This window comes from Methylobacterium jeotgali (genome assembly GCF_022179345.1).
GTDB lineage: Bacteria > Pseudomonadota > Alphaproteobacteria > Rhizobiales > Beijerinckiaceae > Methylobacterium > Methylobacterium jeotgali.
Map to the genome: position 1 here is coordinate 13,513 of NZ_BPQR01000061.1, position 15,059 is coordinate 28,571.

The 15,059-nt window shown below is 73.2% G+C and carries 17 protein-coding genes; 12 read left to right on the top strand and 5 right to left on the bottom strand.

The window, feature by feature from the left end:
- Positions 1-87 precede the first annotated feature (87 nt).
- Positions 88-1,086: an extensin-like domain-containing protein gene (locus tag MFF04_RS17230; RefSeq protein WP_238277553.1), complete on the bottom strand. Its 999-nt coding sequence runs from the start codon at positions 1,084-1,086 to the stop codon at positions 88-90.
- 82 nt (positions 1,087-1,168) lie between these two features.
- On the opposite strand from MFF04_RS17230, the gene MFF04_RS17235 reads away from it, so the two are divergent.
- Positions 1,169-2,404: an amidase gene (locus MFF04_RS17235; RefSeq protein ID WP_238277554.1), complete on the top strand. Its 1,236-nt coding sequence runs from the start codon at positions 1,169-1,171 to the stop codon at positions 2,402-2,404.
- Positions 2,405-2,407: 3 nt separating this feature from the next.
- Here MFF04_RS17235 and MFF04_RS17240 read toward each other — a convergent pair whose 3' ends face one another.
- Positions 2,408-3,784: an MFS transporter gene (locus tag MFF04_RS17240; RefSeq protein WP_238277555.1), complete on the bottom strand. Its 1,377-nt coding sequence runs from the start codon at positions 3,782-3,784 to the stop codon at positions 2,408-2,410.
- Positions 3,785-4,177: 393 nt separating this feature from the next.
- Here MFF04_RS17240 and eat point away from each other — a divergent pair, with 393 nt between their 5' ends.
- Positions 4,178-5,566, top strand: a complete 1,389-nt coding sequence (gene eat, locus MFF04_RS17245) for an ethanolamine permease (RefSeq protein ID WP_238277556.1) — start codon at positions 4,178-4,180, stop codon at positions 5,564-5,566.
- On the opposite strand, the gene MFF04_RS17250 is transcribed toward eat, so the two are convergent.
- Positions 5,533-6,738, bottom strand: a complete 1,206-nt coding sequence (locus MFF04_RS17250) for an AI-2E family transporter (RefSeq protein WP_238277557.1) — start codon at positions 6,736-6,738, stop codon at positions 5,533-5,535. The genes eat and MFF04_RS17250 overlap by 34 nt on opposite strands.
- Positions 6,739-7,057: 319 nt before the next feature.
- Between MFF04_RS17250 and MFF04_RS17255 the strand changes: the two genes are divergently transcribed.
- On the top strand, positions 7,058-8,857 hold the full coding sequence (locus tag MFF04_RS17255) for an ATP-binding protein (protein WP_283206383.1): 1,800 nt from the start codon (positions 7,058-7,060) through the stop codon (positions 8,855-8,857).
- Positions 8,858-8,869: 12 nt separating this feature from the next.
- Here MFF04_RS17255 and MFF04_RS17260 read toward each other — a convergent pair whose 3' ends face one another.
- Positions 8,870-9,337, bottom strand: a complete 468-nt coding sequence (locus MFF04_RS17260) for a molybdenum cofactor biosynthesis protein MoaE (protein ID WP_238277558.1) — start codon at positions 9,335-9,337, stop codon at positions 8,870-8,872.
- A gap of 146 nt (positions 9,338-9,483) precedes the next feature.
- Here MFF04_RS17260 and MFF04_RS17265 point away from each other — a divergent pair, with 146 nt between their 5' ends.
- The 9 genes from MFF04_RS17265 (at position 9,484) to MFF04_RS17305 (ending at position 14,852) form a co-directional block, all read left to right on the top strand.
- On the top strand, positions 9,484-10,503 hold the full coding sequence (locus MFF04_RS17265) for a gamma carbonic anhydrase family protein (RefSeq protein WP_238277559.1): 1,020 nt from the start codon (positions 9,484-9,486) through the stop codon (positions 10,501-10,503).
- Positions 10,504-10,540: 37 nt separating this feature from the next.
- Entirely contained in the window at positions 10,541-10,975 is a 435-nt protein-coding gene (locus MFF04_RS17270; RefSeq protein WP_238277560.1) for an EamA family transporter, read from the top strand.
- Positions 10,976-11,200: 225 nt separating this feature from the next.
- Positions 11,201-11,371 carry a hypothetical protein gene (locus MFF04_RS17275; protein WP_238277561.1) on the top strand — a complete coding sequence of 57 codons (171 nt, stop codon included), beginning with the start codon at positions 11,201-11,203 and terminating at the stop codon, positions 11,369-11,371.
- Positions 11,368-11,706 carry a hypothetical protein gene (locus MFF04_RS17280; protein WP_238277562.1) on the top strand — a complete coding sequence of 113 codons (339 nt, stop codon included), beginning with the start codon at positions 11,368-11,370 and terminating at the stop codon, positions 11,704-11,706. Before MFF04_RS17275 ends, MFF04_RS17280 begins: the two co-directional genes overlap by 4 nt.
- 100 nt (positions 11,707-11,806) lie before the next feature.
- Positions 11,807-11,980: a hypothetical protein gene (locus MFF04_RS17285; RefSeq protein WP_238277563.1), complete on the top strand. Its 174-nt coding sequence runs from the start codon at positions 11,807-11,809 to the stop codon at positions 11,978-11,980.
- Between the two features lie 142 nt (positions 11,981-12,122).
- On the top strand, positions 12,123-12,353 hold the full coding sequence (locus MFF04_RS17290) for a hypothetical protein (protein ID WP_238277564.1): 231 nt from the start codon (positions 12,123-12,125) through the stop codon (positions 12,351-12,353).
- Positions 12,354-12,556: 203 nt separating this feature from the next.
- Positions 12,557-12,997, top strand: a complete 441-nt coding sequence (locus MFF04_RS17295; RefSeq protein WP_238277566.1) for a hypothetical protein — start codon at positions 12,557-12,559, stop codon at positions 12,995-12,997.
- 120 nt (positions 12,998-13,117) lie between these two features.
- A complete protein-coding gene (locus MFF04_RS17300; RefSeq protein WP_238277568.1) occupies positions 13,118-14,014 on the top strand; it encodes a GGDEF domain-containing response regulator in 897 nt (298 codons plus the stop codon).
- A gap of 208 nt (positions 14,015-14,222) precedes the next feature.
- Positions 14,223-14,852: a LuxR C-terminal-related transcriptional regulator gene (locus MFF04_RS17305; RefSeq protein ID WP_238277570.1), complete on the top strand. Its 630-nt coding sequence runs from the start codon at positions 14,223-14,225 to the stop codon at positions 14,850-14,852.
- Positions 14,853-14,873: 21 nt separating this feature from the next.
- Here the strand turns inward: MFF04_RS17305 and MFF04_RS17310 are convergent.
- On the bottom strand, positions 14,874-15,059 hold a 186-nt coding region (locus MFF04_RS17310), incomplete at its 5' end, for a hypothetical protein (protein ID WP_238277573.1).

The window sequence follows — 15,059 nt, forward strand, 5'->3', positions numbered from 1 at the left end:
AAGCCGGAGACCGGATCGGGAGGGCCGCCCGCGCCGCTTTCGGGGCCGGTGACGTGCCCGGAGCACACCGGCCGGCGGATCGGCCGCTCAGTAGATCGGGCTCGACCCGACCGTGCCGCTGAGCGGCAGCGGCTCCTCGAAGCCGGGGGCCGGCTCCTCGAAGGGCTGCGCGTAGGCGGGCCGCGGGGCCGGCCGCTGCGGAGCGGGCGCCGAGGCGTAGGCGGAGGGTGCACGGGTGGGCTGGGTCGCGAGGCGCGTCGCCGGCTGCCCGGCGGGCTGGTGCTTCGACATCGGCGTCAGGCCGTAGGGATCGTCCTCCTCGACGTCGACGGGCGCCTGCGGCGGGGCGGGCTGGCGCTCCGGCGGGCGCGGGCGCGAGAGGGCGCGGCCGCCGTCAGCACCGAGCTGCGGCACGTACTTGATCAGCGGCTGGCAGATGCGGCGCAGGCCCCGCGGGTCGTGCCGGGCGAGGTCGACATGGATGTGGTCGTAGTGGAAGACGTTCGAGCCCGGCGCCAGCACCGTGGTGAAGCGCGCGCAGGCCCCGAGGAAGACCTCCCGCAGGAAGCCCTGCTCGGCCTCCGTGCCCCGCCAGCCGCCCTTCACGGTGATGACGTGCCCGTCGGCGAGGGTGAAGGACATGATGTCGACGGCGTTGCCGAAGCTGTGCTCGGAGAGCTTGGCGCCGGCCTGGTTGTTGCGGCCGCGGCAGGCATAGGAGCCGGCGTTGATCTCGGCGACCGGCTGGCCGAAATAGAGGTTCGCCGCGGGCTGGATGGTGTCGGCGAGCCAGGCCTCGGCCTCCGAGAGCGCCGGGCAGGCGAGCGTCATGCGCTGCTTCAGAGCGACGCTGCCGCCGCCGAGCCGCGTCACCCGGAAGGGCTGGCGCATGCCGCAGGCGTCGGGGCCGTCGATCTCCTTGGCGGGGGTGACGAACTCGGTCGTCTGCACCAGCCCCTTCGACAGGCAGCTCTGCTCCGCCTGGTCGCGCCAGGGGTCGCGGCGCTCGAACTTGTTGAGCGCACAGCCGGTGAGCCCCGCGCCGAACAGCGCCAGGGCAGAGAACGCAATGACGCCACGCCACATGACGCCTAAGATGCGCCCGAGCGCGTAAAGGCTTCGTCAACGCTGGTCCGCCGGCGAACCCCTCCCCGAACCCCGGTTCCCCATGCTCTCCCTCGTCGACATCCGCGCCCGCATCGAGGGCGGCACGCTCACGCCCGCCGCCGCCATCGCCGAAGCCCGGGCGGCGATCGCGGAGCGGGAGCCGCGGATCGGGGCGATCGCGCATCTCGCCGAGGACGTGGCGGTGCCGGAGACGGGGCCGCTCGCGGGCATCGCGGTCGGGGTCAAGGACATCATCGACACCGCGGAGATGCCCACGCAGATGGGCTCGCCCCTCTACGCGGGCTGGCGGCCGCGGGCGGATGCGGCGATCGTCGCCCGGCTGAAAGGCCTCGGCGGCGTGGCGCTCGCCAAGACCGTCACCTGCGCCTTCGCCGGGCTCGACCCGTCGCCGACCAGGAACCCGCACGACCCCGCCCGCACGCCGGGGGGCTCCTCGGCGGGCTCGGCGGCCGCCGTCGCCGCCGGGATGCTGCCCCTGGCGCTCGGCACCCAGACCGGCGGCTCGGTGATCCGCCCGGCCTCCTTCTGCGGGGTCGCGGCGATCAAGCCCTCCTTCCGGCTGCTGCCGATGGTCGGGGTCAAGACCTTCTCCTGGGCGCTGGACACGCTCGGGCTGTTCGGGGCCGGGGTGCGCGACGTCGCCCACGCCCTGGCGCTGCTCTCGGGACGCGAGGGGATCGACCTCGGCGGCACGCCGCCGGGCGCGCCGCGCATCGGCCTCGTACGCCAGGAATTCGCCGGGGAGGCGCAGCCGGAGGCCGAACGCACCCTCGAGCGGGCCGTGCGGGCGGCCGAGCGCGGGGGCGCCCGCGTCACGGCGCTCACCCTGCCCGATCCGCTGCCCGAGGCCTTCCGCCGGCACGGGGTGATCCAGGATTTCGAGGCCCTTCAGGCGCTCGGCTGGGAGTACGCCAACGGCCGCGCGGCCCTGCCGCCGGTCCTCGGCGCGCAGCTCGACCGGGCGCAGGCGCTGAGCGCGGCCGAGTACGACGACGCCCGCCGCCACGCTCACAGGGCGCGGCGCGCGCTCAAGGACCTCTTCTCCGAGTACGACGCCCTGCTGACCTTCTCGGCGACGGGCATCGCGCCGGGCCCGGAGACGACGGGGGACCCGCGCTTCAACCGCCTCTGGACACTGATGGGCGTGCCCTGCGTGACCCTGCCGGTGCCGGGCGAGGCCCTGCCGGTCGGCGTGCAGGTGATCGCCCGCTTCGGCGACGACGGGCGGGCGCTGGCGGCCGCGCGCCTGATCGAGGCGGGGCTGGCGGCCGGGTGAGCCTCACATCGCCTCCGGACGCACCCTCAGGCGCACGAAGCTGACGACGCTCGCCACCCCCGCGAAGGCGGCGCCGATGGCGAGCGCCAGGGCGGGGCCGCCCGCGTCCGCGAAGGCGAAGCAGGCCGCCACCAGCGAGGCGCCGAGGGTCTGGCCGAGGATGCGGGCGGTGGCGACGATGCCGCTGGCGCCACCCGAGCGCGAGGGCGGGGCGCTCGTCAGGATGGCGCGCATGTTCGGGGCCTGGAAGAAGCCGAAGCCGACCCCGCAGACCATCATCCGCCAGGCGATGTCCCAGACGGCCGGGTTCGCCGGGAGCGCCGCGAGCAGCGCCATGCCGAGCGACAGGGCGGCGAGCCCGATCCCGCCGAGCAGGCCGGGCGGGTAGCGGTCCGAGAGGCGGCCGGCGAGCGGCGCCGTCAGCGCCACGACCACCGGCCAGGGCGTCATCAGGAAGCCGGTCTCGACCTGGGTGCGCCCCAGCGTGTGCTGGAACAGGAAGGGCAGCGAGACGAAGGCGAGGCCCTGGGCCGCGAAGGAGCACACGGCGGTGGCGGCCGACAGGGCGAAGAGCGGACGCCGGAGCAGGTCGGCGGCGAGCATCGGGGCCGGATGGCCGGCCTGCCGCCGCAGGAGCACCGTGCCGCAGACGACGGCGCCGGCGAGCTCCGCCGCGATCCGCCAGGGCGGTCCGTCATGGGTGCCCTCGCCCAGCCCGAGGACGAGGAGCGTGAAGGTCGCCATGTTGAGGAGCGCGCCGGGCGCGTCGAAGCGTTGACCGGAGCGGCCCGTGTCCGGCAGGGCGCTCGCGGCGAACGCCAGGGCGAGGAGCCCGACGGGGATGTTCACGGCGAAGAGCCAGGGCCAGGAGGCCGCGGCGAGGATCAGCGAGGCGACCGTCGGCCCCACCGCGAAGCCGACCCCGACCACGAAGGCGTTGAGCCCGAGCCCCCGGCCGAGCTGGTGGGAGGGGTAGACGAAGCGGATCAGCGCGACGTTGACGGCCATCACCGCGCTCGCCCCCACGCCCTGCAGCACCCGCGCGGCGATCAGCGTCGGCAGGGACCAAGCGAGCGCGCAGAGCAGTGACGCGCCGGTGAACAGAGCGAGCCCCGCCACGAAGACGCGCTGCTGCCCGACGATCTCGCCGAGTGCCGCGATCGGCAGCAGCGTCGCCACGACGGCGAGCTGGTAGACGCTGACGATCCAGACCGAGGCGGCGGGATCGACGCGCAGGTCCGCGGCAATGGTCGGCAGCGCCGTGTTGGCGATTGCGGTGTCGAGGGTGGCGAGACCGATGCCGGCGAGCACCGCCATCATCGCCCGCGTCCGCCGTCCCGGCGGGAGGCCCTCGCGGGCGGGCGCGACCAGTGACGACATCAGGCGATTCTCACGCCGTCGCCGCGAATGGTGAGAGCCCCGCGGGTGCGATCTCGACGAACCTCATCTGCTCTCCTCGGCCGCTGAGGCGGCATCCTCTCTCCGGTGCGGCAAGGTCGAACGGCGCCGGTGACGATCCCGAAGACGGGCGGATCGACGTCTTTGGGGCGCCCGTTCAACGGCTTTGCCCCGCTTCTCGGCCGGTGTCGACCTCAAGGGCTCGAAGCCGGGGCGGCGTTGTCAGGCCGCTCTCCCCGAGCCCTGCGCGCGATTCTTGCACGAGCCCTCGCACGACCGTTCGGCCGGGACGCGCCGGCCCGAACGAGGGGGCGCGTCACCTGCCGCCGGAGACGGACAGGTCCTCGCGGCACGGGGCTGATCAGGGGAACAGACATGAGCGAGAGCGAGACGCCGTCCCTCCACAAGAGCCTGAACGCCTTCCACCTCTGGGGCATCGCCGTCGGGCTGGTGATCTCGGGCGAGTATTTCGGATGGAGCTACGGCTGGGGGAGCGCCGGGACGCTCGGCTTCCTCGTCACGACCGCGGCCGTCGCGGCGATGTACGTGGCCTTCATCTTCAGCTTCACGGAGCTGACCACGGCGATCCCGCAGGCAGGCGGCCCCTTCGCCTATAGCCTGCGCGCCTTCGGGCCGCTGGGCGGCATCGTCGCCGGCTTCGCGACGCTGATCGAGTTCCTGTTCGCGCCGCCGGCCATCGCGCTCGCCATCGGCGCCTACCTCAACGTCCAGTTTCCCAGCCTCGACCCGAAGCACGCGGCGCTCGGCGCCTATCTCGTGTTCGTGAGCCTGAACATCGTCGGCGTCCGGATCGCGGCGACCTTCGAGCTGTTCGTGACGGTCATCGCGGTCGGCGAGCTGCTGGTGTTCATGGGTGTCGTGGCCCCTGCCTTCAGCGTCGCGAACTTTACCGCCCACGGCTGGGCCGGGGAGGCGGCGTTCTCGCCGGCCGCTATCGGCGGGATGTTCGCCGCCATCCCCTTCGCGATCTGGTTCTTCCTCGCCATCGAGGGCGTCGCCATGGCCGCGGAGGAGGCGAAGGACCCGAGGCGCACCATCCCGATCGCCTACATCACCGGCGTCCTCACTCTCACGACCCTGGCCTTCGGCGTGATGATCTTCGCCGGCGGCTCCGGCGACTGGCGGGCGCTGAGCAATCTCAACGATCCGCTGCCCCAGGCGATGAAGACCGTTGTCGGCGACTCGAGCGGCTGGCTGCACATGCTGGTCTGGCTCGGGCTGTTCGGCCTCGTCGCCTCGTTCCACGGCATCGTCATGGGCTACGCGCGCCAGATCTTCGCGCTGGCCCGCGCGGGCTTCCTGCCCGGCGCGCTCGCCCGGGTACATCCGCGCTTCCAGACGCCGCATGTCGCGACCCTCGCCGGCGGTCTCGTCGGCATCGCGGCGATCTACAGCGACAACCTCGTCACCATCGCCGGGCAATCGCTGACCGCGAGCATCGTGGTCATGGCGGTGTTCGGGGCGCTCGTGATGTACGGCATGAGCATGGCGGCCCTGTTCAAGCTGCGCCGCTCCGAGCCGGACCTCACCCGGCCCTACCGCGCGCCGCTCTACCCCGTGTTCCCGGCCTTCGCCCTGGCGATGGCCGCGATCTGCTTCGTGGCGCTGGTGATCTTCAACCCGGTCATCTTCCTCGTCTTCGCCGGGATCATGATCGTGGCGACCCTCGCCGCGCTCCTCGCCCATCGGGGGAGAGAGCAGCCTGTCCCTCAGCCCTCCTCGCCCAGGGTGTCCTCCACGTAGAGCTGCGCCAGCAGCACCTTCATCACCGCCATCAGCGGCAGGGCGAGCGCGATGCCCCAGAGGCCGAACAGGCCGCCGAGCAGGAGCTGGCCGCCGAAGATCGTGGCGGGCGGGATGTCGAGGGCCCGCTTCTGGATGAAGGGCGTCAGGCCGTAGCTCTCCAGGCATTGCACGAGCAGGTAGACGCCGAGCGCGCCGAGCACCGCCGTCAGCCCCTGCGAGAGGCTCGCCAGCAGGATCACGAGACCCGCGATGAGCGGTCCGATCGTCGGCACGAAGGCCAGCAGGCCGGCCTGGAGGCCGAGCACCAGCGAGCCGCCGATCCCGAGCAGGGCGAGGCCCGCCCAGACGCAGACGAAGATCACCGCCATGGTGACGAGCTGGCCGAACAGCCAGTGGCGCAGGGTCTCGCCGATGCCGTCGAGGACATGGGCGCCCCGCTCCCGCCGCCGGGGTGGGACGAAGTGCAGGACACCGTTCCGGTAGCTCCCCGGATCGGCGGCGAAGGCGACCCCGAGGAAGGCGATCACGAGGACGTTGCCGAGCGCCCCGACGATCGCCAGGATCACGTTGGCCGCCGGCCCCAGCACGCTGCCGGCGTCCGAGAGAAGCGAGCCGGGGTTCTTGAGGAGACCCGACAGGCTCGACAGGCCACCCGACGGCTTGTCCTTCGCCTCGCCCTGGCCCGCCCCTTGGCCGGCCCCCTGGCCGGCTCCTTCGCCTCGCCCCTCCGCCTTGGGCTCGCCCGCGCCGCCGGCCTGGAGGTCGAGGGGCGGCAGCTCGATGCCTCGGGAGGCGAGCCACTGGGTGAGCGTGCCGGCCTGGTTGCGGACGGTCTCGCCGAGCTCGCGGCCCTGGCTGGCGACCGTCGCCCCGCCATAGGCGAACAGCCCGAGGGCGCCGGCGACGAGGGCCAGGGTCGCCAGCGTCAGGTGAAGGCCCCGCGGCCCCGGCAGCAGCTTTCCGAGCCCGCGGGCGAGCCCGTCGAGGAAGACGGCGAGCAGCACGCCGGAGAAGATCAAGAGCAGCGTCGAGGCCTGGGACCAGGCGAGCAGCAGCACCAGGGTGAAGGCGACGGTGAGCAGTCCCGCCCGCAGCGGACCGCTCCGGCGGTCCTCGGGCGGTGCGGCCGAGGGCAGGAAGGGAGCGGCGGGGGCGGAGGGCTGGCGCATGGCCCCCGCAGACGCCCTGCCGCCCCTTCCGTCAAGGACCCCGGGGCCGGGAAGGCCGTTGCGCGGCGGGAAAACCAGGGCGGCGTGACCTGTGGCAACCGGGCCACGGCCGGAAGCGGAACCGCACGGCCGTGAACGAGGGTGGGAACCGCTTAAAGCATCGCGCGTCTGACGCTACGGCTTCGCCCAATCGTCCCACGCTCCCGTCGGAGCAGCCATGCCCGCCTCGCTCGTGAACTTTCCGGTCAAGTTTCGGCCTCCGCCCGTGGGCGAGCCGGACGCCGACCGTTCCGACATCGACCTCCTGCACAGCATCGGCATGGCGCTGATCGGCGAGCAGGACCGCGTCGCGCTCTACGGCAAGATCGTCGACGCGGCGATCGCCATCGCCGGCTCGCAGTTCGGGACGATGCAGCTCCTGTGCCCGCAGGGGCATCCCTCGGGCCGGGGCGGGCAGCTCCAGCTCCTCTGCGCGCGGGGGCTCTCGCCGGAGGACGCCGCGTTCTGGTCGTGGGTCAGCCCGACGGCCTACAGCAGCTGCACGATGGCGCTCACCCTCGGCCGGCGGGCGATCATTCCCGACTTCGAGACCTGGAGCGACATCGCCGGCACGCAGGATCTGCTCGCCTTCCGCCGCGCCGGCATCCGCTCCGCGCAGACGACGCCTCTGTTCTCCCGCGGCGGCAAGCTGCTCGGCATGATCTCGACCCACTGGAACGTGCCGCACCAGCCGTCGGAGCGGGACCTGCGCCTGCTCGACATCCTGGCGCGGCAGGCGGCCGATCTCCTGGAACGCACCATCGCCGAGGAAGCCCTGCGGGCCCGCGAGCAGGAGCTGGAGCGCACCTGCGCCGCCCTGCGCGAGAGCCGGGAGCGGCAGCGCGAGACCGAGGCGGAGCTTCGGGCGCTCAACGAGACCCTGGAGACCCGCGTCAGGCAGCGCACGGACGAGCTGGTGGCGGCCGAGAGCCAGCTGCGCCAGATGCAGAAGATGGAGGCGATCGGCCAGCTCACCGGCGGCCTCGCCCACGACTTCAACAACCTGCTCGCCGGCATCTCGGGCTCGCTGGAGCTGATGCAGACCCGCATGGACCAGGGCCGGCTGAGCGATCTCGGCCGCTACATGGCCGTCGCCCAGGGCGCGTCGAAGCGCGCCGCCGCGCTGACCCACCGCCTGCTCGCCTTCTCCCGCCGCCAGACCCTCGACCCCAAGCCCACCGACGCGAACCGCCTCGTGGCGGACATGGAGGAGCTGATCCGGCGCACCATCGGGCCGCAGATCGCCTTGGACGTGGTCGGCGAGACGGGGCTTTGGCCGACGCTGATCGATCCGGGGCAGCTCGAGAACGCGCTGCTCAACCTCTGCATCAACGCCCGCGACGCCATGCCGGACGGCGGCCGCATCACCATCGAGACGGCGAACACGCGGTTGGACCGGGCGGGCGCGGTCGAGCGGGACCTGCCCGAGGGCCAGTACCTGTCGCTCCGCGTCACCGACACCGGCACCGGCATGCCGCCGGAGGTGATCGCCAAGGCGTTCGAGCCCTTCTTCACGACGAAACCCCTCGGCGCGGGCACGGGCCTCGGCCTCTCGATGATCTACGGTTTCGCCCGCCAGTCGGGCGGGCAGGCGCGGATCGAATCGGAGGTCGGCCGCGGCACGGCCGTGACCCTCTACCTGCCGCGCCATCACGGCGCCGCGGAATCCGATGATACGGCCGCTCTCCCGGGGGGCGCGCCCGCCGGCCGGGGCGAGACCGTGCTCGTCGTCGACGACGAGCCCTCCGTGCGCATGCTCGTCACCGAGGCGCTGGAGGATCTCGGCTACACCGCCATCGAGGCCACCGACAGCGTCACGGGACTGAAGGTGCTCCAGTCGGACGTGCGCATCGACCTGCTGATCACCGATGTCGGGCTGCCCGGCGGCATGAACGGGCGCCAGATGGCCGATGCCGGCCGCGAGCGGCGCCCGGCCCTGAAGGTGCTGTTCATCACCGGCTACGCGGAGAACGCCGCGCTCGGCGACGGGCGGCTCGCCCCCGGCATGCACGTGCTGACGAAGCCCTTCGCCATGGACGCGCTCGGCACGCGGATCAGGGACCTCATCCCGCCGCCCTGAGCGCCGTCCGGCTCAAGCCCAGCGCCCGGCGGCCGCGTCGTCGGCCTCGCTCGCCTCGACCCAGCCGCCGAGGCGGCCGTCGACGAGATGCTCGCGCTTCCAGAAGGGCGCGCGGGTCTTGAGGTAGTCCATCAGGAAGCTCGCCGCCTCGAACGCCGCAGCGCGGTGCGCGGAGGCGGTGACGACGAGCACGATGCCCTCCCCCGGCACGACCAGCCCGTGCCGGTGCACGACCCGCGCGGCCAGGATCGGCCAGCGGGCGGCAGCCTCCGCCGCCACGCGCCCGACCTCCGATTCGGCCATGCCGGGATAGTGCTCCAGCTCCAGGCCCTTCAGCCGGCCGCCCTCGTCCCGGCAGAGGCCGACGAAGGTGACGATCGCCCCCGCCCGGCCCGCGAGGCGCGCCTCGAAGGCGGCGATCTCGGCAGCGGCGTCGAAGGGCTCGGCCGCGATGCTGACGGAGAGGTGCGAAGCTGTCATGGTCCTCGGGTGATCGGGGATCGCGGCGGGCGCGTGCCGGCGCGGTCCGATGCCCCTATATGGTCCGCGCAACGGGCGTTTGTCGCGCCCCCCGCCGGGCCCGCCCCGGAAGCCCGGCCGAGCCCGGCTTGCAAGGAACGACGCCCGTGAGCCCCGACCTGATCCTGCCCCACGGCGACATCCTGCCGGTCTTCGCCTCGCGGCCCGTCTGGTGCGGGCGGCGCAGCACCGTGATCGGCCAGGCCCGGATCGGCGCCCAGGCCTGGCTCGGCGACGACAGCGTGATCAGGGCCGACGGGCAGGAGGTGATCCTCGGCGACCGCTTCTGGCTCGGCCACCGCTCGACCGTGCACATCGCCACCCTCGACCTCGGCACCCGCGTCGGCGACCGGGTGAGCGTCGGCCGCAACGCGGTGGTCCACGCCTGCACGGTCGGCTCCGACGTGGTGATCGAGGACGAGGCGGTGATCCTCGACGGCGCCACCGTCGGCGACCGCATCGTGCTGGAGGCCGGCGCCACCGTCTTCCCGCGGGCGAGCCTGCCCTCGGGCTTCGTCTATGCCGGCACGCCGGCCCGGCCGGTGCGTCCGATCAGCCTGGACGAGGTCACGGACCGGGCCGAGCGCCTGCGCGAGGCCGCGGGCGAAGGCGGCGCGGAGGCGCCCTCCGACCCGTTGGAGGTGGAGGAGAGCGTGTTCGTGGCGCGCACCGCCTCGCTGCGCGGGCGCATCCTGCTCGGCGAGAACGCCACGGTGCTGTTCTCCTGCGCCCTCGACGCCGAGGTCGGGCCGATCGTGGTCGGGGCGCGGAGCAACATCCAGGACAACACCGTGATCCGCACCCGGGGCGAGGGCGTCGTCATCGGCCGCGAGACCACGATCGCCCACAACGTCCGCATGGCCGACTGTCGCATCGGCGCCCGCAGCCTCATCGGCATCGGCTGCACCCTGGCGCCGGGCACGGTGGTGGCCGACGACGTGATGGTGGCCGCCGGGGCCACCACCGATCCGGGCCAGTTGCTCGAGGGCGGCCATCTCTGGGGCGGCCGGCCCGCCCGGATCATCGGCGCCCTCGACGACGGCAAGCGGGCGCTGATGGCGCGGATCGTGGACGGCTACGTCTCCCACGGGCGCGACTTCCGCGCCCTCCAGGACGGCCTGTCCTAGGGCGCGGACGGGGCCGATCGGAGCGGCGGGAGGCGGCGTGGACACTTGGCTTCTCTCCTGGCGGTTCTGGGCGCTGCTGGCGGCGGGCTTCGCGGCGCTGACGGCGATCCTGGCCAAGCTCGGCGTCGCCGACGTGCCCTCCGAGGTCGCGACCTTCGTGCGCACCCTCGTGGTACTCGCCCTCGCCGGCGCGATCCTGCTGGCCTCGGGCCGCGGCGGCGCCCTCGCCGAGCTCTCGGGCCGCACGCTCCTGTTCCTGACGCTCTCGGGCCTCGCCACCGGCGCCTCCTGGCTCTGCTACTTCCGCGCCCTCTCGCTGGGCGACGCCGCCCGCGTCGCGCCCCTCGACAAGCTCAGCGTCGTCCTCGTCGCGGTGTTCGCGGCGCTGTTCCTCGGCGAGAGCCTCAGCGCCCCGGCCTGGCTCGGCGTCGGGCTGATCGCGGCCGGCGCCTGGCTCGTCGCCGCGAGCTGACAGGATGCACAAGGCCGCGCGACAGCGGCGCTTTCCGTCTTTCATGGAACGACTATAATTAAAGTCCGTCTCCGCCCATGCGATGACTGATCTTGTAGTCGTTCCAATGTTTCGATTTTCGGTTGCATTCTTTTATCATCTCGAAGAAGAACGCTGTCCATCGGCCGCGGGAACGGTGCGAATACATCCGCTTCGCATCGGCGGTCCTGACGCGGGGAGAGACGGATGGGCAGGGCCCTCGACTTCGTCACGATCTGCAGGCGGCTCGCCTGGTGGGACGGATCCTGCATCGGCCTTCACCGGCTCGGCGACCTCCTGAGCGCGCTGGCGCTCGGACCGGAGACGGTGCCGGTCCCCATCCGGCCCGGGCGCCGGCCCGACGGAGGCCGCCCGTGAGGACCGTCCCCGCCATCTCCCCGGCCCGCCGGGCGGCGCACGAGGCGGAGGCCCGGCACCGCGAGCGGATCGAGCGCGCCCTGACCCAGGCGTTCTGGCGCGGCCTCTCCGAGCATCCGATGGAGCCGATGGCGGCGCTCGAGGCCGCGGCGGCCACGGTCGGCGCGCTCTACCGGCAGGTCGCCGCCGGGCATCGCGGCCCGAACGGCTGCCCCTGCGGCTGGGAGCCGGAGCCCGATTCGGACCTCATCGTCCTCGAGGCGACGCTCGCGGCGGCGCTTCTCGGGCCGCCGAAGCCCGATCTCGCCCGGATGCCGGCGGCCGGCCGAGCCTGAGGCCCGGGCCGGGTTACGGCTCGCTTAAGGATTGCCGGGCGATGCTGCTCCGATCCCCGTCCGGTCCGCCGGACCAGCGGGCACGATCGGAGACAGCGCCATGGACGCCCTCTATCGCGGCATCGAGACGAGCCTTCTCGCCTTCACCCTGATCCTGGGCTTCGCGGCCTTCGCCCTGAGCGGCCTGCCCCACGGGCGGCCCGAGGCCGGCGCCTCCGTGATCCTGCCGATGCTGAGCGTCACCGCCGATTCCGTGGCGGGCCCGATCCACTGACCAGCCTCTAAAGGCCGGAGCGGAAAGAACCTCCGCCTTGCCTGCAACCGAGGCGGGGGCTGAGGGATTAACTGCGCGGACTGGATAGCGCGACGGGCCGCAGCCCGGGGCGACGGACCAAACCCCGGGCAGGATGATCACCATGCGACCCTCTCTCGCTCTTCTCGGCGCGCTGGCGCTCGCCGCCGTTTCCGGCCAGGCGCTCGCCGCGGAGCGGGCCAACGACCGGACCACCGGCGAGACCGACGCCGTCGCCGCGACCAAGGTCGCCGTCGCCGAGACCGGCGAGGACCAGCTCTGCAACCGCAACCGCCGCCGCCTCTTCGTCGAGGGCGAGGGCTGGATCGTGCGCCGCGTCACCACCTGCCGCTGAGCCGGTCGAGACCGGGGACAACCCGGGAACTCGGTAGTCCGCACCTCTGGCCCCGCCGCCACGCCCGGAACGAGGCTGCGCGCCGGCGCATTCCCGTTCCGAATGCGCGCCGGCCGCGATCTGAGACCGGAGCCCGGACCCGCGAGGGGCGGGCCCTGGAATCGGACGACGGAGCCGGCAGAGTCCCTTGCCGGAGTCCTCCGATGCCCGTCCTCTCCCGTAGCCTGCCCGTCCTCGCCCTCATCGCCGGCATCGCTCCCGCGAGCGCGCAGACGCTCGGGGACGGCACCCCCATCGGCTACCTCCCGACGGGCTACGCGGCCGCCTACGGCGGCTACGGGTCCGGTCTCGTCGACGGCGCCTATGTCGGCGCGCCCTTCACCCGCGTGCCCTCGCCCCGGGAGATCGTGCCGACGCCCTGGGGCTACGGCACCTACGGCGTCCCGACCGTCTCCGGCATCCGCCGCGCGCCCGTGGGCGAGCCCGTCGTCTACGTCATCGAGGGCACCGGCAAGGGCAAGACGCGTCGCGAGTCCGAGCGCCGCCGCGAGGCCGGCCGCTGGTCCGGTCTGACCGCCGCCGAGCCCGTGCCGCAGCAGGCCGGCGGCGCCCGCGTCATCGAGGTCCGGGTGCCCCGCCGCTGAGGTCGCGAGGTCGCGCGATCCCGTCGGGGGACAGGGAGGAGCCGGGAAGCATGTGAACTCCTTAAGGCTTGGCGGGCAACTTGGTCGGAAGGACCGTCACACGGTCGGGAAACGCCCGCCATGCATATCGCTCTCGTCGATTCGAGCCGCGTCGTCCTGAAGATCATCACCGATCAGCTCGAACCGCGCGGGCACACGGTGAGCACCTTCACCGACTCCGCCGCAGCCCTCGCCTACGTCACCGAAACCGCGTCGGTGCGGGTCCTCATCACCAGTCTCGAGGTCCGGCCGATCAGCGGCCTGGAGCTGTGCTGGTCGGCGCGCCTCCTCGCCGACGCGAAGCGCCCCCTCTACATCATCACGATGTCCTCGGCGCAGAACGCCCGCAACCTCGCGGAGGCCCTCGACAGTGGCGCCGACGACTTCATCGAGAAGCCGCCGGGCGCCGAGTCGCTGCATGCCCGCCTTCGCGCGGCCGAGCGCCTGACCTCGATGCAGGAGGAGCTGATCCGCCTCGCCGAGACCGATCCGCTGACGGGCCTGCTCAACCGCCGCGCCTTCTTCGCCCGCGCCCAGGCCGCCGCCGACAAGGTGGGGCCGCATGGCAGGATGTCGGCGATCCTCGCCGACATCGACCACTTCAAGCGCATCAACGACACCCACGGCCACGATGTCGGCGACACCGTGCTCCAGGCCGCCGCCAAGATCCTCGGCAGCGAGGGGATCGTCGGCCGGCTGGGCGGCGAGGAGTTTGCGATCGTGCTGCCCCACAAGAGCCTGGAGGAGGGCGAGGCCCATGCCCGCCGCCTGCGCGTGCTCGCCGCCGACCTGCGCGTGCGCGCCGCCCGCGCGCCGGTGCGCATGACCTGCAGCTTCGGCGTCAGCGACTGGTCCGAGGGCGCGACCCTCGAAGGCATGCTGAAGCGGGCGGACATCGCCCTCTACGAGGCGAAGTCGAGCGGCCGCGACCGGGTGGTCTCCGCCGCCACCGACCTGATCCTCGCCCGCGCCGGCTGAGCCCGCGCGACCGGACAGCCCGTTTCGGCACAAAGCCGGGCTGACCGTCGTCTCACGACAAGACGCGGGCGGCCATTTTCGGCCCCGTGAGCAGTATTGACGGCCCACGCGCGGCGGATTCACCCTGTTTCGCGCCTGGAACGACTCTTGAAAATCCTCGCCCGACCCGGCGGACCTGTATCACGCCGGGATGACGAGGGGTTTCGGCATGAGTCAAGCCGTCGGCGTCCTGATCCTCGACGAGCCGCAGGATCTCTCCGCCACCGTCCGCGCGACCCTGGAGCACCTGCCCGTGCTCCACACGGTCGGCCAGGAGGACATCGCGGCGTCCGGCCCGGAAGGGAAGGTCGCGCTCCTCGTCCTCGACGAGCGGCGCCTGCCCGACGCGCTGGCGCTGCTCGCGAGCCTGCGCGACCGATGGCCGGCCCTGCGCGTCCTCGTCGCCTTCCAGGCGCTCGCGGGCGACGACCTGCGGGCGCTCCTGGCGGCCGGCGCCGACGCCTTCGTGGCCCGCAGCGCCAGCGCGCAGCAGATCGGCGCCGCGATCCTGGCTCTCTCGGAGGATGCCCCCTGCCTGCTGCCGGAGCCGCCGGAGGAGACCGGCGACGGGCTCGGCCTGACCCCGCGCGAGGCGGAGATCCTGCGCTTCCTCTCGTCGGGATTCAGCAACAAGGAGGTCGCGCGCCGCCTGACGCTCAGCGTGCGCACCGTCGAGACGCACCGGCTCAACCTGCGCCGCAAGACCCAGACCGGGCGCCTGAAGGACCTCGTCTCGCTCGCCCGGCAGCTCGGGCTGGAGCCTGTGGTGGACGGCGAGACAGGCGGCGCCCGCCACTGACGCCCGCTCGGCGGCGGCCCCTCAGACGGCCGCCGCCTCCGCGTCCCGACGACGCGACGCCGCCGCGATCCCGCGCGCCGGGGCGGCCTTGCTCGTGCCTCGACCGCCCTTCTTCGCCTTGCCGGCCGTCTTCCGGCGCGGGGCGGCCTTGCGGGGCGCCGTCTCGTCGCTCGTCGCCTCGGCCCCGTCGAGGCGCTGCTGCGCGAG

Coding starts and splice junctions, on each gene's coding strand:
- MFF04_RS17305 (WP_238277570.1), top strand. CDS start 14,223: ATGAGTCAAGCCGTCGGCGTCCTGATCCTCGACGAGCCGCAGGATCTC.
- MFF04_RS17250 (WP_238277557.1), bottom strand. CDS start 6,738: ATGCGCCAGCCCTCCGCCCCCGCCGCTCCCTTCCTGCCCTCGGCCGCA.
- MFF04_RS17260 (WP_238277558.1), bottom strand. CDS start 9,337: ATGACAGCTTCGCACCTCTCCGTCAGCATCGCGGCCGAGCCCTTCGAC.
- MFF04_RS17230 (WP_238277553.1), bottom strand. CDS start 1,086: ATGTGGCGTGGCGTCATTGCGTTCTCTGCCCTGGCGCTGTTCGGCGCG.
- MFF04_RS17295 (WP_238277566.1), top strand. CDS start 12,557: ATGCCCGTCCTCTCCCGTAGCCTGCCCGTCCTCGCCCTCATCGCCGGC.
- eat (WP_238277556.1), top strand. CDS start 4,178: ATGAGCGAGAGCGAGACGCCGTCCCTCCACAAGAGCCTGAACGCCTTC.
- MFF04_RS17300 (WP_238277568.1), top strand. CDS start 13,118: ATGCATATCGCTCTCGTCGATTCGAGCCGCGTCGTCCTGAAGATCATC.
- MFF04_RS17285 (WP_238277563.1), top strand. CDS start 11,807: ATGGACGCCCTCTATCGCGGCATCGAGACGAGCCTTCTCGCCTTCACC.
- MFF04_RS17255 (WP_283206383.1), top strand. CDS start 7,058: ATGGCGCTGATCGGCGAGCAGGACCGCGTCGCGCTCTACGGCAAGATC.
- MFF04_RS17240 (WP_238277555.1), bottom strand. CDS start 3,784: ATGTCGTCACTGGTCGCGCCCGCCCGCGAGGGCCTCCCGCCGGGACGG.
- MFF04_RS17235 (WP_238277554.1), top strand. CDS start 1,169: ATGCTCTCCCTCGTCGACATCCGCGCCCGCATCGAGGGCGGCACGCTC.
- MFF04_RS17290 (WP_238277564.1), top strand. CDS start 12,123: ATGCGACCCTCTCTCGCTCTTCTCGGCGCGCTGGCGCTCGCCGCCGTT.
- MFF04_RS17275 (WP_238277561.1), top strand. CDS start 11,201: ATGGGCAGGGCCCTCGACTTCGTCACGATCTGCAGGCGGCTCGCCTGG.